12 protein-coding genes are annotated in these 14,681 nt (G+C 73.6%); 4 read left to right on the top strand and 8 right to left on the bottom strand.

Annotated features, from left to right (window positions below):
- The first annotated feature begins 23 nt into the window (after positions 1-23).
- Positions 24-893, top strand: coding sequence for a hypothetical protein (locus ACTWJ8_RS12645; RefSeq protein WP_443263848.1), 870 nt, complete (start codon positions 24-26; stop codon positions 891-893).
- 67 nt (positions 894-960) lie between these two features.
- Here ACTWJ8_RS12645 and ACTWJ8_RS12640 read toward each other — a convergent pair whose 3' ends face one another.
- The 4 genes from ACTWJ8_RS12640 to ACTWJ8_RS12625 all read right to left on the bottom strand — a co-directional run bounded on the left by ACTWJ8_RS12640 (position 961) and on the right by ACTWJ8_RS12625 (position 6,414).
- Positions 961-2,457 carry a phytoene desaturase family protein gene (locus ACTWJ8_RS12640; protein WP_356388790.1) on the bottom strand — a complete coding sequence of 499 codons (1,497 nt, stop codon included), beginning with the start codon at positions 2,455-2,457 and terminating at the stop codon, positions 961-963.
- Positions 2,458-2,877: 420 nt separating this feature from the next.
- A complete protein-coding gene (locus ACTWJ8_RS12635; protein ID WP_356388792.1) occupies positions 2,878-3,504 on the bottom strand; it encodes a TetR/AcrR family transcriptional regulator in 627 nt (208 codons plus the stop codon).
- 35 nt (positions 3,505-3,539) lie between these two features.
- Entirely contained in the window at positions 3,540-5,624 is a 2,085-nt protein-coding gene (locus ACTWJ8_RS12630; RefSeq protein ID WP_356388794.1) for a YhgE/Pip domain-containing protein, read from the bottom strand.
- The gene (locus ACTWJ8_RS12625) at positions 5,596-6,414 is read right to left on the bottom strand and encodes an ATP-binding cassette domain-containing protein (protein WP_356388796.1); all 819 of its coding nucleotides are present in this window, start codon (positions 6,412-6,414) and stop codon (positions 5,596-5,598) included. Before ACTWJ8_RS12625 ends, ACTWJ8_RS12630 begins: the two co-directional genes overlap by 29 nt.
- A 161-nt stretch (positions 6,415-6,575) precedes the next feature.
- Here ACTWJ8_RS12625 and ACTWJ8_RS12620 point away from each other — a divergent pair, with 161 nt between their 5' ends.
- The 3 genes from ACTWJ8_RS12620 to ACTWJ8_RS12610 all read left to right on the top strand — a co-directional run bounded on the left by ACTWJ8_RS12620 (position 6,576) and on the right by ACTWJ8_RS12610 (position 8,769).
- Positions 6,576-7,139, top strand: a complete 564-nt coding sequence (locus ACTWJ8_RS12620) for an SAV_6107 family HEPN domain-containing protein (RefSeq protein WP_356388798.1) — start codon at positions 6,576-6,578, stop codon at positions 7,137-7,139.
- Between the two features lie 128 nt (positions 7,140-7,267).
- On the top strand, positions 7,268-8,071 hold the full coding sequence (locus ACTWJ8_RS12615) for a class I SAM-dependent methyltransferase (protein ID WP_443263847.1): 804 nt from the start codon (positions 7,268-7,270) through the stop codon (positions 8,069-8,071).
- Positions 8,072-8,346: 275 nt separating this feature from the next.
- Positions 8,347-8,769: a DUF3040 domain-containing protein gene (locus ACTWJ8_RS12610; RefSeq protein WP_356388802.1), complete on the top strand. Its 423-nt coding sequence runs from the start codon at positions 8,347-8,349 to the stop codon at positions 8,767-8,769.
- 113 nt (positions 8,770-8,882) lie between these two features.
- On the opposite strand, the gene ACTWJ8_RS12605 is transcribed toward ACTWJ8_RS12610, so the two are convergent.
- The 4 genes from ACTWJ8_RS12605 to ACTWJ8_RS12590 form a co-directional block, all read right to left on the bottom strand.
- Positions 8,883-11,297: a transglutaminase TgpA family protein gene (locus ACTWJ8_RS12605; protein WP_443263846.1), complete on the bottom strand. Its 2,415-nt coding sequence runs from the start codon at positions 11,295-11,297 to the stop codon at positions 8,883-8,885.
- Complete coding sequence (locus ACTWJ8_RS12600; RefSeq protein ID WP_443263845.1) at positions 11,294-12,715, bottom strand: DUF58 domain-containing protein; 1,422 nt, start codon at positions 12,713-12,715, stop codon at positions 11,294-11,296. The genes ACTWJ8_RS12605 and ACTWJ8_RS12600 overlap by 4 nt, the downstream gene beginning before the upstream one ends.
- Positions 12,715-13,758 (bottom strand): AAA family ATPase, encoded by a 1,044-nt coding sequence (locus ACTWJ8_RS12595; protein WP_443263843.1) that lies wholly within the window; start codon positions 13,756-13,758, stop codon positions 12,715-12,717. Before ACTWJ8_RS12595 ends, ACTWJ8_RS12600 begins: the two co-directional genes overlap by 1 nt.
- Positions 13,759-13,958: 200 nt before the next feature.
- Positions 13,959-14,576: a beta-class carbonic anhydrase gene (locus ACTWJ8_RS12590; protein WP_356388809.1), complete on the bottom strand. Its 618-nt coding sequence runs from the start codon at positions 14,574-14,576 to the stop codon at positions 13,959-13,961.
- Between the last annotated feature and the right edge of the window lie 105 nt (positions 14,577-14,681).

Raw genomic sequence — 14,681 nt, 5'->3', positions numbered from 1 at the left:
ACGGCCGTACGAGAGGGGCGTACATGGGCTGGGCGGTCCTCTATGTCGCGTTCGGACTGGTGGCACTGTGGCTCCTCGGTGAGGTCCTGCTGCAGTACAAGGCACGGCTGCGCTGGCGGCTGCTCGCCTTCGGAGGCTTCCTCGGCGTCGTGATCGGCGTCCTGCTGCCCTCGGTGTACGTCATCGGGGTCGGCGCCATCGCGTTCGCGATCGGACAGACGTACGTGACGCTGTCGTTCCGCCGCGGGTTCGCCGCGGGCTGGGCCCTCAAGGGCATGCCCGGCGTCCCCGGCATGGGCGGCGGGCGCCGCTCCGAGAAGGAGCTGCACCAGGACCCGACGCTCCAGGTCTCGGACCTGGAGTACGAGCCGGCGCCGCAGGAGTACGCGCCCGTGCCCGAGTCCCCGGCCGAGTCGACCGCCGTGTACGCCCCCGAGCCGATGCCCGACGACACGAGCCAGTACGGCGTCTACCAGGACTCGGCGTACGCCCAGACCGCCCAGGGCGCCCACGGCATGCAGCAGGACTACGGCTACGACACCGGGGCCTACGGCTACGACCAGCAGGGCTACGGCTACGACCCGTCCCAGCAGCCGTACGCCGCCCCGTACTCGGACCCGTACGTCGGCACGCAGACGTACCCGACGCAGCCCCAGTACGGCGACCCGTACGGCACCGGGCAGCAGTACACCGACCCGTACGCGGCGGCCCCCGGCTACGGCGGGGACACGCCTCCCGGCGGCGTCTGGGTGCCGCAGCAGCGCACCGGCGAGGGCGAGCAGCAGCAGTACGGCGGCGAACTCCCGCCCGAGCAGCCGTACCCGACGTACCCGCAGCACGACCCGAACGCCGGGTACGACACGGGCTACAACGAGCAGCAGTACCGGTACTGAACGGCGACCGACCGCCGCCCGTGCCGAGCGGCGGCGGACCGCGCGCCGGGCGTCCGGCGCGCGGGACTCACTGAGAGCCGCGGAACTCCGGGCCCTCCACGATCAGGCCCGCCACCAGCGCCCCCGACATCCCCGCGTGCGGCAGCCCGCCGCCAGGATGGGACCAGCCGCCCACGGTCAGCAGATTCGGCAGCGCCGTGCCGTTCGCCGCGTGCAGCAGCGCGCCGCGGGCCGCCGCGAGCGCGGGCGCGGGCACGGCCCCGCCCTCCGCCCCGGTGGCCGCGGCGATGTCCTGCGGTGTCCCGGTCTCGTGCCACAGCAACCGCTCGCGCAGCTCCGGCACCGCGTGCTCGGCCTGCGCGAGGAGCCGCTCCACGTCGGCCTCCTCCACGCGCGCGTGGTGCGGCACGGTCGCCGTCAGGGTGACCGCCTCGTGCTCGGCGTCGGGCACGCCCGTCGGATCGCCCGTGCGCAGCACCGCCACCGTGGGTCCGCTCGGCGCCGCGCCGCCCTCGAAGAGCCACGCCAGCTCCGCGTCCCGGTCCCGGGCGTGCACGACCGTGCAGTGCGGGGTGCCCTCGGGGCGGGCGCCGCGCAGCGCGAGGTGCACGGTCAGCCGGCTCGGCCACGCCGACTCGCGCTGGCCGGGGCCTCCGGCGCGCGGGGAGCGCTCCGGCAGCAGCCCGGCCAGGACGCCCGGGGCGACGCCCGCGACCACGAAATCGGCGTCCTCCACGGTGCCGTCGGCCAGCTCCACGCCCGCCGCGCGGCCGTCCTTCTCCACGATCCGGGTGACGGCCGAACCGAACCTGAACTCGACCTTGCGCTTCACGCAGCGCGCGTGCACGGCGTCCGCGAGAGCACGCATGCCGCCGGTCACCGCCCACGTCCCGAAGGTCTGCTCCATGAACGGCAGCACGGCCGCGCTCGCCGGGGCCGTACGGGGATCGAGCCCCGACGCCAGCGCGTACTGCTCCAGGAGCGCCACGAGGCGCGGCTCCCCGCCAAGCTCCAGCGCGCCGATCTCGGCGAGCGTGCGCGCCGCGCGGTCCTTGCGCAGCACCCGCTTGTGCACCACCGCGGGGTACGGCTCGCGGTCGGCCAGCACCTCCCAGTTCGGCCACAGCGGCTCTTCGAGGAGCGGGCGCCGGGAGCGGTCCCAGGCCTCCCGGGCGCGGCCCATGAACGCCGACCAGCGCGCGCCCGCGCCGGGGCCGACCGCCGCGTCGAGCGCCTCGGCGACCCCACCGCGCCGCGCGTTCGGCAGGTCCGTGGTCGTGCCGTCCGCGAAGACGTGCCGGACGGCGGGCTCGACCTGGGTGAGGCCGACGAGGTCCTCCAGCGACTCCTTGCCGGTCTTGAGGAACAGGTCCCGGTAGACCGCCGGGAGGTGGAGCAGCCCCGGGCCCGTGTCGAACGCGAAGCCCTCGCGCTCGAAGCGGCCCACCGCCCCGCCGTACGTCGACGCGCGCTCGAGGACCACCGGTCGGTGGCCCGCGACGGCCAGCCGGGCGGCGGCCGCCATGGCGCCCATCCCCGCGCCGATCACCGCAATTCGTGCCATGCGAGGGACCTTATCCGCAGCCACTGACAGCGCCGCCGCCTGGGTCTGAGCGCGCAGTCCTGAGTATCCGTACCTAGTCGACGAGATGAGTAGGTGTGCGGATGGGTGCCGACCTGCGGGGACGGGAGAGTGGAGCACACGGAGAGGGGCACGGATGCGGCACCGCCGACACGGGGCGGCGGAACGGATCGAGTGCCTCTTGCCGCTCCTCTCGCCCGCGAGGGCGGGAGTGAGGACGGGGGACCCTGGGGGAGACCGAACGGGGGTCCGACGGGGGAAACGGGGGAACGGGGGATCCCACGGGGGAGACGGGGGATCCACGGGGGATGCGCCGGTCCGGTGAGGCCTGAGAAAGACCACAGGCCCCGCCGGACCGGCGCTTCGTTTCGTTCCGGTCCGGCAGGGCTTTCGCGCCGGCCCTCAGGCCTTTCCGGTCAGCGGCTGCCCGCCGCCCACCCGCCCCTGGAGCAGCAGCGACAGCGCGCCGTGCACGTCGTCGAGCGAGCGCTCCGGCTGGAACGCCTGCCAGTCCAGGGCGGCCACGAGGACCATGCCGACGAGCGCCGCCGCCGTGAGCTTCACGTCGATCTCCTCGCTCAGCTCGCCGCTCTCCACGGCCGCCCGCAGCACGCCCTCGACCACCGCGACCGCGTCCTGGCGGACCACGGCGAGCGTGGACTGCCAGGCACGGTTGGTGCGCCACAGCTCCGCCACGTACAGCTGGGTGAAGGCCGGGTACTGGTCGATGAACTCCAGGCCCGCCCGGATCATCGCGTCCAGCGCGTCGACCTTGCTGCCGCCGCTCTCGTCCGTCCTCTGCGCCGCCTCCCGGAGGGAGGCGGTGAGGAGCCCGACGCCGTGCCGCAGCAGCTCCTCGAAGAGGACCGACTTGCTGGCGAAGTTGTAGTAGACCGTGCCCTTCGCGACCCCGGCCCGCTCGGCGATCTCGTCGACCGTCGTCGCGGAGAAGCCCTGCTCCGCGATGAGCGTGACCGCGGCCTCGTAGAGCTTCTGCCGGGTGGCCTGGCGCCGTGTGCTGCTTTCCATGCCCCTGATTCTCACAGGAGCCGATGTGGGCGCGCTCACAGGCTCAGCTCGGGGTGCAGCCGGTCCAGCGTCCACACCTGCTTGCGGCGCGCCGTCCACGCGGTCAGGGCGAGCGCGCCCACCGTGAACGCCGTGAGCACCGCGCAGGCCTGCCACACCGGGCCGAGCCCGCCGCCGGATATCAGCCGCCGCAGGGCCTCCACGACGTAGCTCATCGGCAGGAACGGGTGGAGGGCGTTGAAGAACCCGGGGCTCGTCTGCACCGGATACGTGCCGCCCGCCGACGTCAGCTGGAGCATCAGGAGGGCCAGGACGAGGATCCGGCCCGCCGCGCCGAAGCGCGCGTTCAGCCACTGCACGATCGCCGCGAAGCAGACCGTGACCAGGCCGAGGAAGGCGACCGTGCCCGCCGCGTGCAGCATCTCCAGGCCGAGCGCCCAGTGCAGCACGGACATCAGGGCCGCCACCTGGAGGAGGCCGAGCGCGGCCACCGGGAGCCAGCCGGCGAACGCCACCCGCCAGGAGGACGAGCCGACGGCGAGGGCCCGCCGGTTGAGCGGCTGGATCAGCATGTAGGCGACCATCGCGCCCACCCACAGGGAGAGCGGGATGAAGTACGGGGCGAAGCCCGTCCCGTAGTTGGGCGCCTTGTGCAGCGACTGGGAGGCGAGCTTGACCGGGTCGGCCATCACCTCGGTGCGCTGGTCGCGGTCCTTCTTGTCGTAGTCGGGGATCTTCTGGACGCCGTCGTGCAGCCCGCCTGCGAGCTTGCCCGAGCCGTCGGCCAGCTTGAACAGGCCGCCGTCCAGGTCGTGCGCACCCGTCGTCAGGCGGCCGACACCGGCGTCGAGTTCGGCGGAACCGGACTGCGCGGTGCCGAGGCCGGTGTGCAGCTTCTTGGCGCCCGCGGCGACCTGTCCGGCGCCGTCGTTGAGCTTGTTGATCTGGGCGACCGCGTTCTCGACGTCCTGGTCGAGCGTCGGGGCGTGCCGGGCGAGGTTCTCGGACTGCTCCTGGAGGGTCGCCAGGTGGCTGTCCATCGCGCCGAGGTCGCCGTGCTCGTCCTGGATGAGCCGGTTCAGGTCGTCGGAGATCGTGGCGACGTCGTTCGCCGCGGTCTTCGCCTTCTTGAGGTCGGGGCAGGCCGGGTCGTCGATGACCGACTTCTCGCAGCGCCTCTCGTAGATCGCGTCCAGGGCGTCGGAACCCGCGTGCGCGCCCGTGCGCGCGGTGGGCGCGATCCGCACCAGGTCGTCCAGGTTGTGCCGGACTCCCTTCGCGGAGTCGGCGACGAGCCGCGCCGTGTCGGCGATGGCCTTCTTGTTGCCCTTCAGGAAGGGCCGCACCTGGTCGGCCGCGCCGTTCACCTTGTCGGCGAGCAACTGCGTGCCGTCGGCGACCTGCCGGGAGCCCGACTCCAGGTCGCCGGCGCCCGTGGTGAGCTTCGTCAGGCCGGACTCCAGGTCGCCGCTGCCCTTCTTGGCGTCCTTCAGGCCGTCGGCCAGGTCCTTGGAGCCCTTCTTGGCCTTGCCGATGCCGCCCTCGAGGTCGTCGGCGCCCTTGGCCGCCTTCTTGGTCGCGTCATGGATGTCGGAGAAGGACACGAAGATCTTGTCGAGGAAGGAGCGCGACGCGTTGCTGGACGCCGCGGAGCGCACCTCGGAGAAGACCGTCCGGGAGATCTGCCCGACGATGTAGTTGTTGGCGTCGTTCGTGCGCACCTGAAGGGCGCCGGTCTCGGGGGAGTCCCCGGAGCTCGACGCGATGCGCTTGCTGAAGTCCTTCGGCATGGTCAGCGACAGGTAGTACGTGCCGTCCTCCACGCCCTTCTCGGCCTGCGCGGAGTCGACCTCGTGCCACTGGAAGGTGTCGCTGTCGTAGAGGCCCTTGGTGATGTCGTCGCCCGCGGTGACCTTCTGGCCCGCGGCCTTCGCGCCCTGGTCCTCGTTGACCAGCGCCACGGGGATCTTGTCGAGTCGCCCGTACGGGTCCCAGAAGGACCACAGGTAGAGCGCTCCGTAGAGCAGCGGGAGCAGCAGGAGCGCGACGAGGGCCGCGCGCGGCAGCTTCCCCCTGCCGAAGCGCCTGAGTTCAAGAGCGGCGAGCTTCGGCGAGCGCATCGGCCGTCTCCTTCGCGGTGTCGCTGGTGGTGTCGTTCGTGGTGTCCGTCGGCTCGGCGGGGGCGGTGGAGACGACGACCGCGCCTTCGGGGGCCTCGCTGCACACGGCGACGACCGTCGTACCCGCGTCGGCGACGGCGCGCAGCTGTGTCCAGATCTCGGCCCGCTCGGCGTCCGCGAGCTTCATGTCGGTGTCGTCGACGCCGATCAGGCGCGGGCGGCCGATGAGGGCGAGCGCCAGGGACAGGCGCAGCGCTTCGAGGCGCTCCAGGTCGCGCACGGAGGTGCGGGAGCCCTTCGGCAGCGTCTCGGTGTCCAGGCCCGCGGCGGCGAGCGCGGCGTCGATCCGCAGGCTCGCCTCGGCGCGCCGCTCGGCGGGGGTGCGCAGCAGTCCGCGCAGCGAGCCGTCGAACCGGCGCTGCAACAGGGCCTGCTCCCGCAGGTGCTCGGCCACGGTGAGGGCCGGGTCGAGCTCCGTCACGCCGGGCACGTGCGCGAGCGCGCTCATCCTGCGTACGGCGGTCATCTGCTTCGGCAGCCGCATCCCGGCGACCCGCGCGGTGCCCTCGCTCGGCCGCATCCGGCCGGTCAGCGCGAGCAGCAGGCAGGTGCGGCCGCTGCCGGACGGGCCCTCGACGGCCACGAGGGAACCGGCCGCCGCGTCGATGTCGACGCCGCGGAAGGCCCAGCCCCGCGGTCCCTTGAGGCCGAAGCCCGTGGCGGCGACGGACGCGCCGCTCGCGGCCTCCCGCTCCCGCGTGCTCGTCGTCCCGCTCGCCGGGCCGTCCATGGTCCCCCCTGGGCACTTCTTTGAACTGACTGGTCAGTGCAAAAGTTAGCCCGAACTGCCGAGCGAAGCAAAATGCCTGGTCAGAGCCGATTGTCAGTGGCGTACCCCACGATGGGCACATACGGCCACAGCGCCGTCACACAGACGACAGGAGGTTCGTCATGGCTGGACGCAAGGCACCCACCACAGCTGCCCCACGCCGCCGCGGCGCCACCGGCCCTGCCCCCGTAACGACCGGCCCCGCGAGCGACGTCCACCCGGTGCTCCGCCGGGCCGGCGCCCCGCCCGCGGCCCTCGACCTGCTCGCCCAGGCCCGCGCGGGACTCGACGAGGCGTCCGTGCTCGAGACCGCGAACGAGCGGTACGCCACGGCCCACCTCGCCGCCCTGCGCACCGCCGCCGCCGTCCTCGCGGCCCGCGGCAGGCCCGAGTCCACGCCCAGGCGCCGCGCCAAGATACGCAGCGCCTGGGAGGTGCTCCCGGAGATAGCGCCCGAACTGACGGAGTGGAGCGCCCTGTTCGCCTCCGGCGCCGACAAGCGCGCCCGCGCGGAGGCGGGCATCCGCGACGCCGCGTCCGCCCGCGACGCCGACGACCTGCTGCGCGACGTGGCGATGTTCCTGCGCCTCGTCGAGCGCACCCTCGTGCTCCAGCCGGTGCTGCCCCAGCCCCGCCAGGAGGACGACGGGCGCGCGGGCCGGACGGAGGTGCCGGACGCCGGGTAGCGCCCCGTGCGCCGATGGGGGGCGGCGCACGGTTGGCGTGGGCGCGGGGCCGCGCCCATTAGGGTGGAGGCGCCCGAACCAGTACATGCTCCGCCGCCGGTCGGAGCCGCCCCGAGGAGTCACCAGCCGTGTCGGATCACCACCCGCGAACCACGTCACAGCGCTCCGACTCCTCGCGGCCCCGCGCCTCCCTCCGTACCGCCGTGGTCTGGGACGTCCTCAAGGACGCGCTCGACCGGCGGGCCAAGACGGCGGGCCGCGAGGCGCTCGACGTCCTCGACACCGGAGGCGGCAGCGGGAACTTCGCGGTGCCCGTCGCCGAGCTTGGCCACCGCGTCACGGTCGTCGACCCGAGCCCGAACGCGCTGTTCGCCCTCGAGCGCCGCGCCGCCGAGGCCGGCGTCGCCGACCGGGTGCGGGGCGTCCAGGGCGACATCTCCGGCCTGTTCGACGTCGTGGAGCGCGACGGGTACGACGCGGTGCTCTGCCACGGCGTCCTCGAGTACGTGGAGGAGCCCGCGGAGGGCGTGCGCAACGCGGTGGGCGCGCTGCGCTCCGGCGGCGTGCTCAGCCTGCTCGCCGCGGGCCTCGGCGGAGCCGTCATCGCGCGGGCACTCGCCGGGCACTTCAAGGAAGCCCGGCAGGCGCTCGACGACCCGGCGGGCCGCTGGGGCGAGGGCGACCCCGTGCCGCGCCGCTTCACCGCCGAGCAGCTCACCGAGCTGGTCGCGGGCGCCGGGGTGGACGTCGGCGCGGTGCACGGTGTGCGGGTCTTCGCCGACCTCGTCCCCGGCGTCCTCGTGGACACCGAGCCGAGCGCCGTGCGGGAGCTCCTGAAGCTGGAGGCGGCCGCCGCGGAGCTGCCCGCTTTCCATGCCGTGGCCACGCAGTTGCACGTGCTCGGTGGGAAGCGAGTGGCCGAGGAGGGCTGACCGGCCGCCGGTCGCTGCCGCTGATCAGCGGCGCAGCGATCGATGGAGTACGCCACAGGCCCCCCGATCGGACGCTCGGAGCCGTATGATCTGAGGTGACGGTTCGGCATGACGGATCGGCCTCAGGGGCATGACGCCCCTGTGAGCCGGGGCGCCGTGTCACGGTCCGCAATGGCGAAGTTGGCGTAGAGGGGCGGGTTTCACGGGGGCGATTCCCTGCCTATCCTGAAGGGGACCCCCGGTCGCCCCGGCGACTGCACGATGAGGAGGACTCCGTGCCGCTCTCGGAGCACGAGCAGCGCATGCTCGAGCAGATGGAGCGAGCGCTGTACGCCGAAGATCCCAAGTTCGCGACAGCGCTTGAGGGAAGCGGGCTGCGTACATACACCCGACGTCGGGTCTACCAGGCAGTCGTGGGCTTCCTGGTGGGTATCGCGCTCCTCATGGCTGGAATGGTCGCGCAGCAGATCTGGATCAGCGTGGTGGGATTCCTCGTCATGCTGGGCTGTGCGGTGCTCGCCGTCACCGGTTGGCGCAAGGCCCCCAAGCCGGGGGAGCAGTCTGCCGCCGGAGCCGCTGGAGCCGTGCCGGGCGCCCAGCCAGGGCGAAGGCAGGGCAAGCAGAAGCGCTCCATGATGGACCGCATCGAGCAGCGCTGGCAGCGCCGCAGGGACGAGCAGGGCGGCGGCGGCCGCTGAGCCGCACTCCGGCCCGCCGCCCCACCACCGACAGCACGGTGGACACGCACCACGAAGACATGCACAAAGGGTGACCGCATCGCGCGGTCACCCTTTCTGCGCAATCGGCCCGCTCAGCCTTCCTGCCGGTTCGGCCGGGCCGACCGGGACAGCCGGCCGAACCGCCCGCGCAGGCCCAGCACGAGCGCGTCCCTGCGCCGGCCGAGCGCCCACACCACCCGGACGGCGGAGCGGGGCGCGAACGTCGCCCGCAGCCGCGTCGACCGGCTGGAGTGCGCGTGCAGACCGTCGTACAGGCGCCGCACGTCCTCGCCGAGACCGGACACCGGCCGGGGTCGCGGCGCGTACAGCACCTGCTCCACCGCCGCCGCCACCCGGCGCACGCCGTCCGCGGCCTCCCGGTCGAGCTCACCGACCCGGACGATGCGGTCCGCCGCCTTCCGCGGGGTCTCCGACTCGTCCGGCCCGATGCCGTGGTCCCACGCCGTGTCCGTGACCTCGCGCCACGCGGCCAGGGCCCGGGCCGCCGCATCGGCGTCCGAGCGGCCCGCGGCGCCGAGCCGCACCGCCCTGACCCGCCTGCGCCACAGCATCGGCAGCAGCGGCACCACGAGGACCAGCAGCGCCACCAGGGACACCGCCACGATCGTGCCGACCGGCGCCCCCTCGTCCGGCGGGCCGCCCACGACGGCGGGCGACGAGCCCTGGCAGCCGCCCTCCTTGCGCTCGGCCAGCGAGCAGCTCTGCGACGACGAGGGCGCGGGCGACGCGGGCGCGGCCGAGGCGGACTCGGTGGGCGCCGCCGGGTTGCTGGAGCTGCCGTCGGGGCTGTTCTCCACCGTGTAGTCCGGGGTCGTGCCGCGGTTCGGCGTCGGCTCGAAGCGGGTCCAGCCGACGCCCTCGAAGTACAGCTCGGGCCAGGCGTGCGCGTCCCGAAGCCCCACCGAGTACGTCCCCTCGCCCGCGGGCACGCCCGGCGTGAAGCCGACCGCGACGCGGGCCGGGATGCCGAGCGTGCGGGCCATCGCGGCCATCGAGAAGGAGAAGTGGACGCAGAAGCCCTCCTTCTGCCGCAGGAACCGGGCGATCGCCGCGGAACCGCTGCCCGCCCGCACCTCCGTGTTGTACGTGAAGCCGCCGTTGACCGCGAACCAGTCCTGGAGCTTCACCGCGCGCTCGTAGTCGTTCGACGCGCCCTCGGTGACCTTCAGGGCCGTCGTGCGCACCACGTCCGGCAGCGAGGCCGGCACCTTCGTGAACTCGCGGATCATGTCGCCCGGCGGTGTCCCGGCCGCGGCGAGCTGCTCGGGCGTCGGCCGCACGATCAGGCTGTCGACGGTGTACGTCTTCCCGCGCGTGGTCTGCCCGTGGTCGCCCACCAGGGTCCGGCCGACCCGCTCGAAGCGCCAGCGCCCGTCGATCCCCACCTTCGTCGCCGGATACGGCATCGGCAGCCAGTCCTGCGCGTACCAGTCGGCCGCCGAGATCGTCGTACGGACCTCGCTCCTGCGGACATCGGCGCCGAGGCCCGGCGGGTCCGGCAGCGGGGACGGCACGTCGTCGATGCTGCGCACCGAGGGGCGCCAGGACGTGCCGTCGAACTCGTCGAGCGCGACGATCCGCAGATACATGTCGGACGTCTGCTCCGCGTTCGTCCGGTACGTCATCACCTCCCGGTCCTCCGGCTGGTTCAGGCTGTTCTGGAGCGAGACCAGCGGATTGACCGCGGAGATCGTCCCGCCGCCACCGGCCCCGCCGCGCACACCGCTGCCCGAAGGGCCGAGCAGCCCGCCGTCCAGGGTGGGCAGCGCGAGCGGCACCACCAGGGCGAGGCCCAGCGCGACCGCGCCGATGCGACGCCCCGTGCGGACCGGCGCGAGCGCCCCGCGCCCGCCGTCCTGGACGGGCGCCGCACCGCCGGGCGCCCGCCCCGCGCCCCCGAAGACCCGGCCCCACTGGGAGAGCCGGTCGCGGCCCTCCGCGAGCAGCAGCAGGAGATAGCCGCCGGCCGCGAGCAGGAACCACAGCCAGTCGGCGCCGCCCTCGGAGAGGCCGCCGGCCACCGAGTACAGGGCGAGCAGCGGCAGACCGGCCGGGGCCGCGCTGCGGAGCGTCACCGCGAGGGCGTCCACGAGCAGCCCGATCACCAGCGCGCCGCCCACCAGCATCAGCCGGATGCCGTCCGTCAGCGGCGCCGGAATCGCGTACCGGCCGACGTCCTCGCCGCCCTCCCGGAGCACCGCGCCGAAGTGCTGGAACGCGTCGGGGCCCGGCAGGAAACCGGCGACCGCCTGCTCGTGGGCGAACAGGAGGGTGAGCAGCAGCAGCGACACCAGGGCCTGCGCCGCCACCGTGAGCGGCCGGGCCAGCGGCACCCGGCGGGCCAGCGCGCCGACCGCCGCCTGCACGACCAGCAGCACCGCGAGCTCCGGCAGCCAGGTCGAGCGGTCGACCAGCGGGAGCAGCGCGCACGCGGCCAGGAACGTGGCCAGCGTGGCGCAGATCGACAGACGGGCACCGCCGCTCATGACCAACCCCCTGAGATGTCCGGGGCGTCGGGGCCGCCGGACGGCGCCGAAAGTCCCGTGCGCTCCCGGTCGGCCTGCCGCCACAGCTCCTCGAGCGATCCGCCGTGCGGCACGGCCACCGCCGTCCACCCGGCCTCCTGGAGCATCCGCAGCCGCTCGGCGCAGCGCTCCGACACCGGCGCCCCGGGACCCCGCGTCCAGGAGTCGCCGTCCAGCAGGAAGGCGAGCGCGCCACCGCTGCGGCGGCGCATCTTCGCGACGACGGAGGCCTGCTCCTCGTCCAGGTCGCCGAAGAAGGCGACCAGCAGCCCCTCGTTGCCGCCGCGCAGCACGTCGTACGCGGCCGAGAGCGTCCCGCTGTCCGAGTGGGCGATCACGGCGAGCGTGTCCATCATCAGGCCCGCCGCGTCGGCGGACTCCTGGCTCGCGCCCGCGAAACCGTCGGCGCCCTCGCCCGGCACCGCGCTGCCGGTGTCCGTCAACAGCCGGACCGAGAAGCCCCGTTCGAGCATGTGCACCAGGACGGAGGCCGCGCCGGACACCGCCCACTCGAACGCCGAGTCGGGGCCCGCGCCGTGGAAGGCGGGGGCACGGGTGTCGAGCAGCACGGTGCAGCGGGCGCGCTGCGGCTGCTCCTCGCGGCGCACCATCAGCTCGCCGTAGCGCGCGGTGGAGCGCCAGTGCACGCGGCGCAGGTCGTCCCCGTACCGGTAGCCGCGCGGGATCACGTCGTCCTCGCCGGCCAGGGCGAGCGAGCGCTGCCGCCCGTCCCCGTACCCCTTCGCCTCACCGGCGAGCCGCACCGGCGGCAGCGCCGTCACGCGCGGGATCACCGTCAGGTTGTCGTACGCGGAGAAGGACCGGCTCAGCTCGCACATGCCGAAGGGGTCGGTGAGGCGCAGCTGCAAGGGGCCCAGCGGATAGCGGCCGCGCAGGTCGGAGCGGACCCGGTAGGACACCTCGCGGCGGCCGCCCGCCTCCACCCGGTCGAGGACGAAGCGGGGCCGCGGCCCGAGCACGTACGGCACCCGGTCCTGGAGCATCAGCAGGCCCGTCGGCAGTCGCGACACGTTGTCCATGCGCAGGTGCACGCGGGCCTCGGAACCCGCGGGCACGCGCGCGGGGGAGAGCCTGCGGCTGCCCGCGACCCGGTAGCGGGTCCGGTACAGGACGCCCGCGCAGACCAGCGGAAGCACCGCGAGCAGCAGCCCGACCCGCAGCAGGTCGCTCTGCCCCAGGACGTACGCGCAGATGCCCGCCGCGATGCCGGCGGCGAGGAACGAGCGGCCGCGCGTGGTGAGCCCCGCGAGGGCGGTGCGCACTCCGCTCCTGTCGCCGACGTTCCGCCCCGCGCCGCCCTCGGCGGTGCCGTCCCCCGGATGCGGTGCCTGCGCCCCGATGTGTCCCCCCGACGTCATCAGAGCCTCCGCGGGCCGGGCGGCCGCTCGCCGTACAGCGGGGGCGTCGTCGCGTCGTAGGTGCGGGCGGCACGCGGCTCGGCGGCCGGGACCGGGGTGCGCTGCAGGATGTCCTGGACGACCTGCTCGGCGGTGCGCCGGTTCAACTGGGCCTGCGCCGTGGGCAGCAGACGGTGCGCCAGGACCGCGACGGCCAGCGTCTGCACGTCGTCGGGGAGCGCGTACTCGCGGCCCGCGAGGGCGGCCGCCGCCTTGGCCGCGCGCAGCAGGTGCAGCGTCGCGCGCGGGGACGCGCCGAGTCTGAGGTCGGGGTGGGTGCGTGTGGCGGCGACCAGGTCCACCGCGTAGCGCCGTACGGCCTCGGCGACGTGGACGGTGCGCACCGCGTCGATGAGCTTCACGATCTCGTGCGCGTGCGCCACCGGCTGGAGGTCGTCCAGCGGGTTCACGCCGCCGTGCACGTCCAGCATCTGGAGCTCGGCCTCGGGGCTCGGATAGCCGATGGAGACGCGGGCCATGAAGCGGTCGCGCTGGGCCTCGGGCAGCGGGTAGGTGCCCTCCATCTCGACCGGGTTCTGCGTCGCCACCACCATGAAGGGGCTGGGCAGTTCGTACGTCTTGCCGTCGATGGTGACCTGGCGCTCCTCCAGGGACTCCAGGAGCGCGGACTGCGTCTTCGGGGAGGCGCGGTTGATCTCGTCACCGATCACGATCTGGGAGAAGATCGCGCCCGGCTTGAACTCGAAGTCACGGCGCTGCTGGTCCCAGATGGACACACCGGTGATGTCCGAGGGGAGCAGGTCGGGCGTGAACTGGATGCGCCGCACCGAGCAGTCGATGGACCGCGCGAGCGCCTTCGCCAGCATCGTCTTGCCGACGCCGGGGACATCCTCGATGAGCAGGTGTCCCTCGGCGAGCAGCACGGTCAACGAGAGCCGTACGACCTCCGGCTTGCCCTCGATCACGGCCTCCACCGACCCGCGCACGCGCTCCGCGGTGGTGGTCAGATCAGTGAGGCTCGCTCGATCGTCATAGGTCGTCACCCGGCCCTCCTCGGCCCGTACGTTCCGGGCCGAAGCGCCATGACGCGAACCGGCCCACCCCGATACACGGACAGCGCGCACGAGATGTTCGCCGCTCGTGCGGTTGTCACACACGCATTCTTGTTGGCGTTACCGGTTCGTGTCACTCGCCTGTGGACAACTGGCCGCGATATGTCAGGGCTTAGGGCCTTTTGTCAGGTTCAGGATGGCGTGATCTCCCGCAGCAGGCCCGTCTTCACGTCGAAGACGAAGCCGCGCACGTCGTCGGTGTGCAGCAGGAACGGAGAGGTCCGCACCTTCTGGATCGACTGGCGCACGTCCTGGTCGACGTCGCGGAAGCCCTCGACCGCCCACGTGGGGCGCTGGCCGACCTCCATCTCCAGGTCGGTCCTGAAGTCGTCGGACAGGCCTTCGAGTCCGCAGTTGCTGTGGTGGATGAGGACCACGCTGCGGGTGCCGAGCGCGCGCTGGCTGATGGTCAGGGAGCGGATCACGTCGTCGGTGACGACGCCGCCCGCGTTGCGGATCGTGTGGCAGTCGCCGAGTTCGAGGCCGAGGGCGGCGTGCAGGTCGAGGCGGGCGTCCATGCACGCGACGACCGCGACGCGCAGCACGGGGCGGGCGTCCATGCCGGGGTCGGTGAACTCCGCGGCGTACCGCTCGTTCGCGTCGACGAGCCGGTCGGTGACGGTGCCGTCGGCCGGTATGGCGCCTTCGGAGGGGGCCTCGGAGGGGAGGTGAGCAGAAGTCGTCATGGCAATGACGGTAGCCGTCACGCCTGGTCGCGGCCCGCTGTGAGAGCGGACAAAGAACATCATTGAGCCTTGTTGTGAGCGACTCCACAGAGCGCTCCCCGCGACCCGTGCGACCTGGGCCGCTCGGGTGAATCCGCCGTCCGCGCGAGCTCCGGGCGGGCCGGCCGC

It is taken from the genome of Streptomyces sp. SDT5-1, assembly GCF_052245995.1.
In the GTDB taxonomy this organism is placed as follows: domain Bacteria; phylum Actinomycetota; class Actinomycetes; order Streptomycetales; family Streptomycetaceae; genus Streptomyces.
This window is presented reverse-complemented; position numbering and strand designations above follow the sequence as displayed.

What these genes read in the sequence shown, in the direction of transcription:
- ACTWJ8_RS12645 (WP_443263848.1), top strand. Translation starts at nt 24, where the DNA reads ATGGGCTGGGCGGTCCTCTATGTCGCGTTCGGACTGGTGGCACTGTGG.
- ACTWJ8_RS12640 (WP_356388790.1), bottom strand. Translation starts at nt 2,457, where the DNA reads ATGGCACGAATTGCGGTGATCGGCGCGGGGATGGGCGCCATGGCGGCC.
- ACTWJ8_RS12635 (WP_356388792.1), bottom strand. Translation starts at nt 3,504, where the DNA reads ATGGAAAGCAGCACACGGCGCCAGGCCACCCGGCAGAAGCTCTACGAG.
- ACTWJ8_RS12630 (WP_356388794.1), bottom strand. Translation starts at nt 5,624, where the DNA reads ATGCGCTCGCCGAAGCTCGCCGCTCTTGAACTCAGGCGCTTCGGCAGG.
- ACTWJ8_RS12625 (WP_356388796.1), bottom strand. Translation starts at nt 6,414, where the DNA reads ATGGACGGCCCGGCGAGCGGGACGACGAGCACGCGGGAGCGGGAGGCC.
- ACTWJ8_RS12620 (WP_356388798.1), top strand. Translation starts at nt 6,576, where the DNA reads ATGGCTGGACGCAAGGCACCCACCACAGCTGCCCCACGCCGCCGCGGC.
- ACTWJ8_RS12605 (WP_443263846.1), bottom strand. Translation starts at nt 11,297, where the DNA reads ATGAGCGGCGGTGCCCGTCTGTCGATCTGCGCCACGCTGGCCACGTTC.
- ACTWJ8_RS12600 (WP_443263845.1), bottom strand. Translation starts at nt 12,715, where the DNA reads ATGACGTCGGGGGGACACATCGGGGCGCAGGCACCGCATCCGGGGGAC.
- ACTWJ8_RS12590 (WP_356388809.1), bottom strand. Translation starts at nt 14,576, where the DNA reads ATGATGTTCTTTGTCCGCTCTCACAGCGGGCCGCGACCAGGCGTGACG.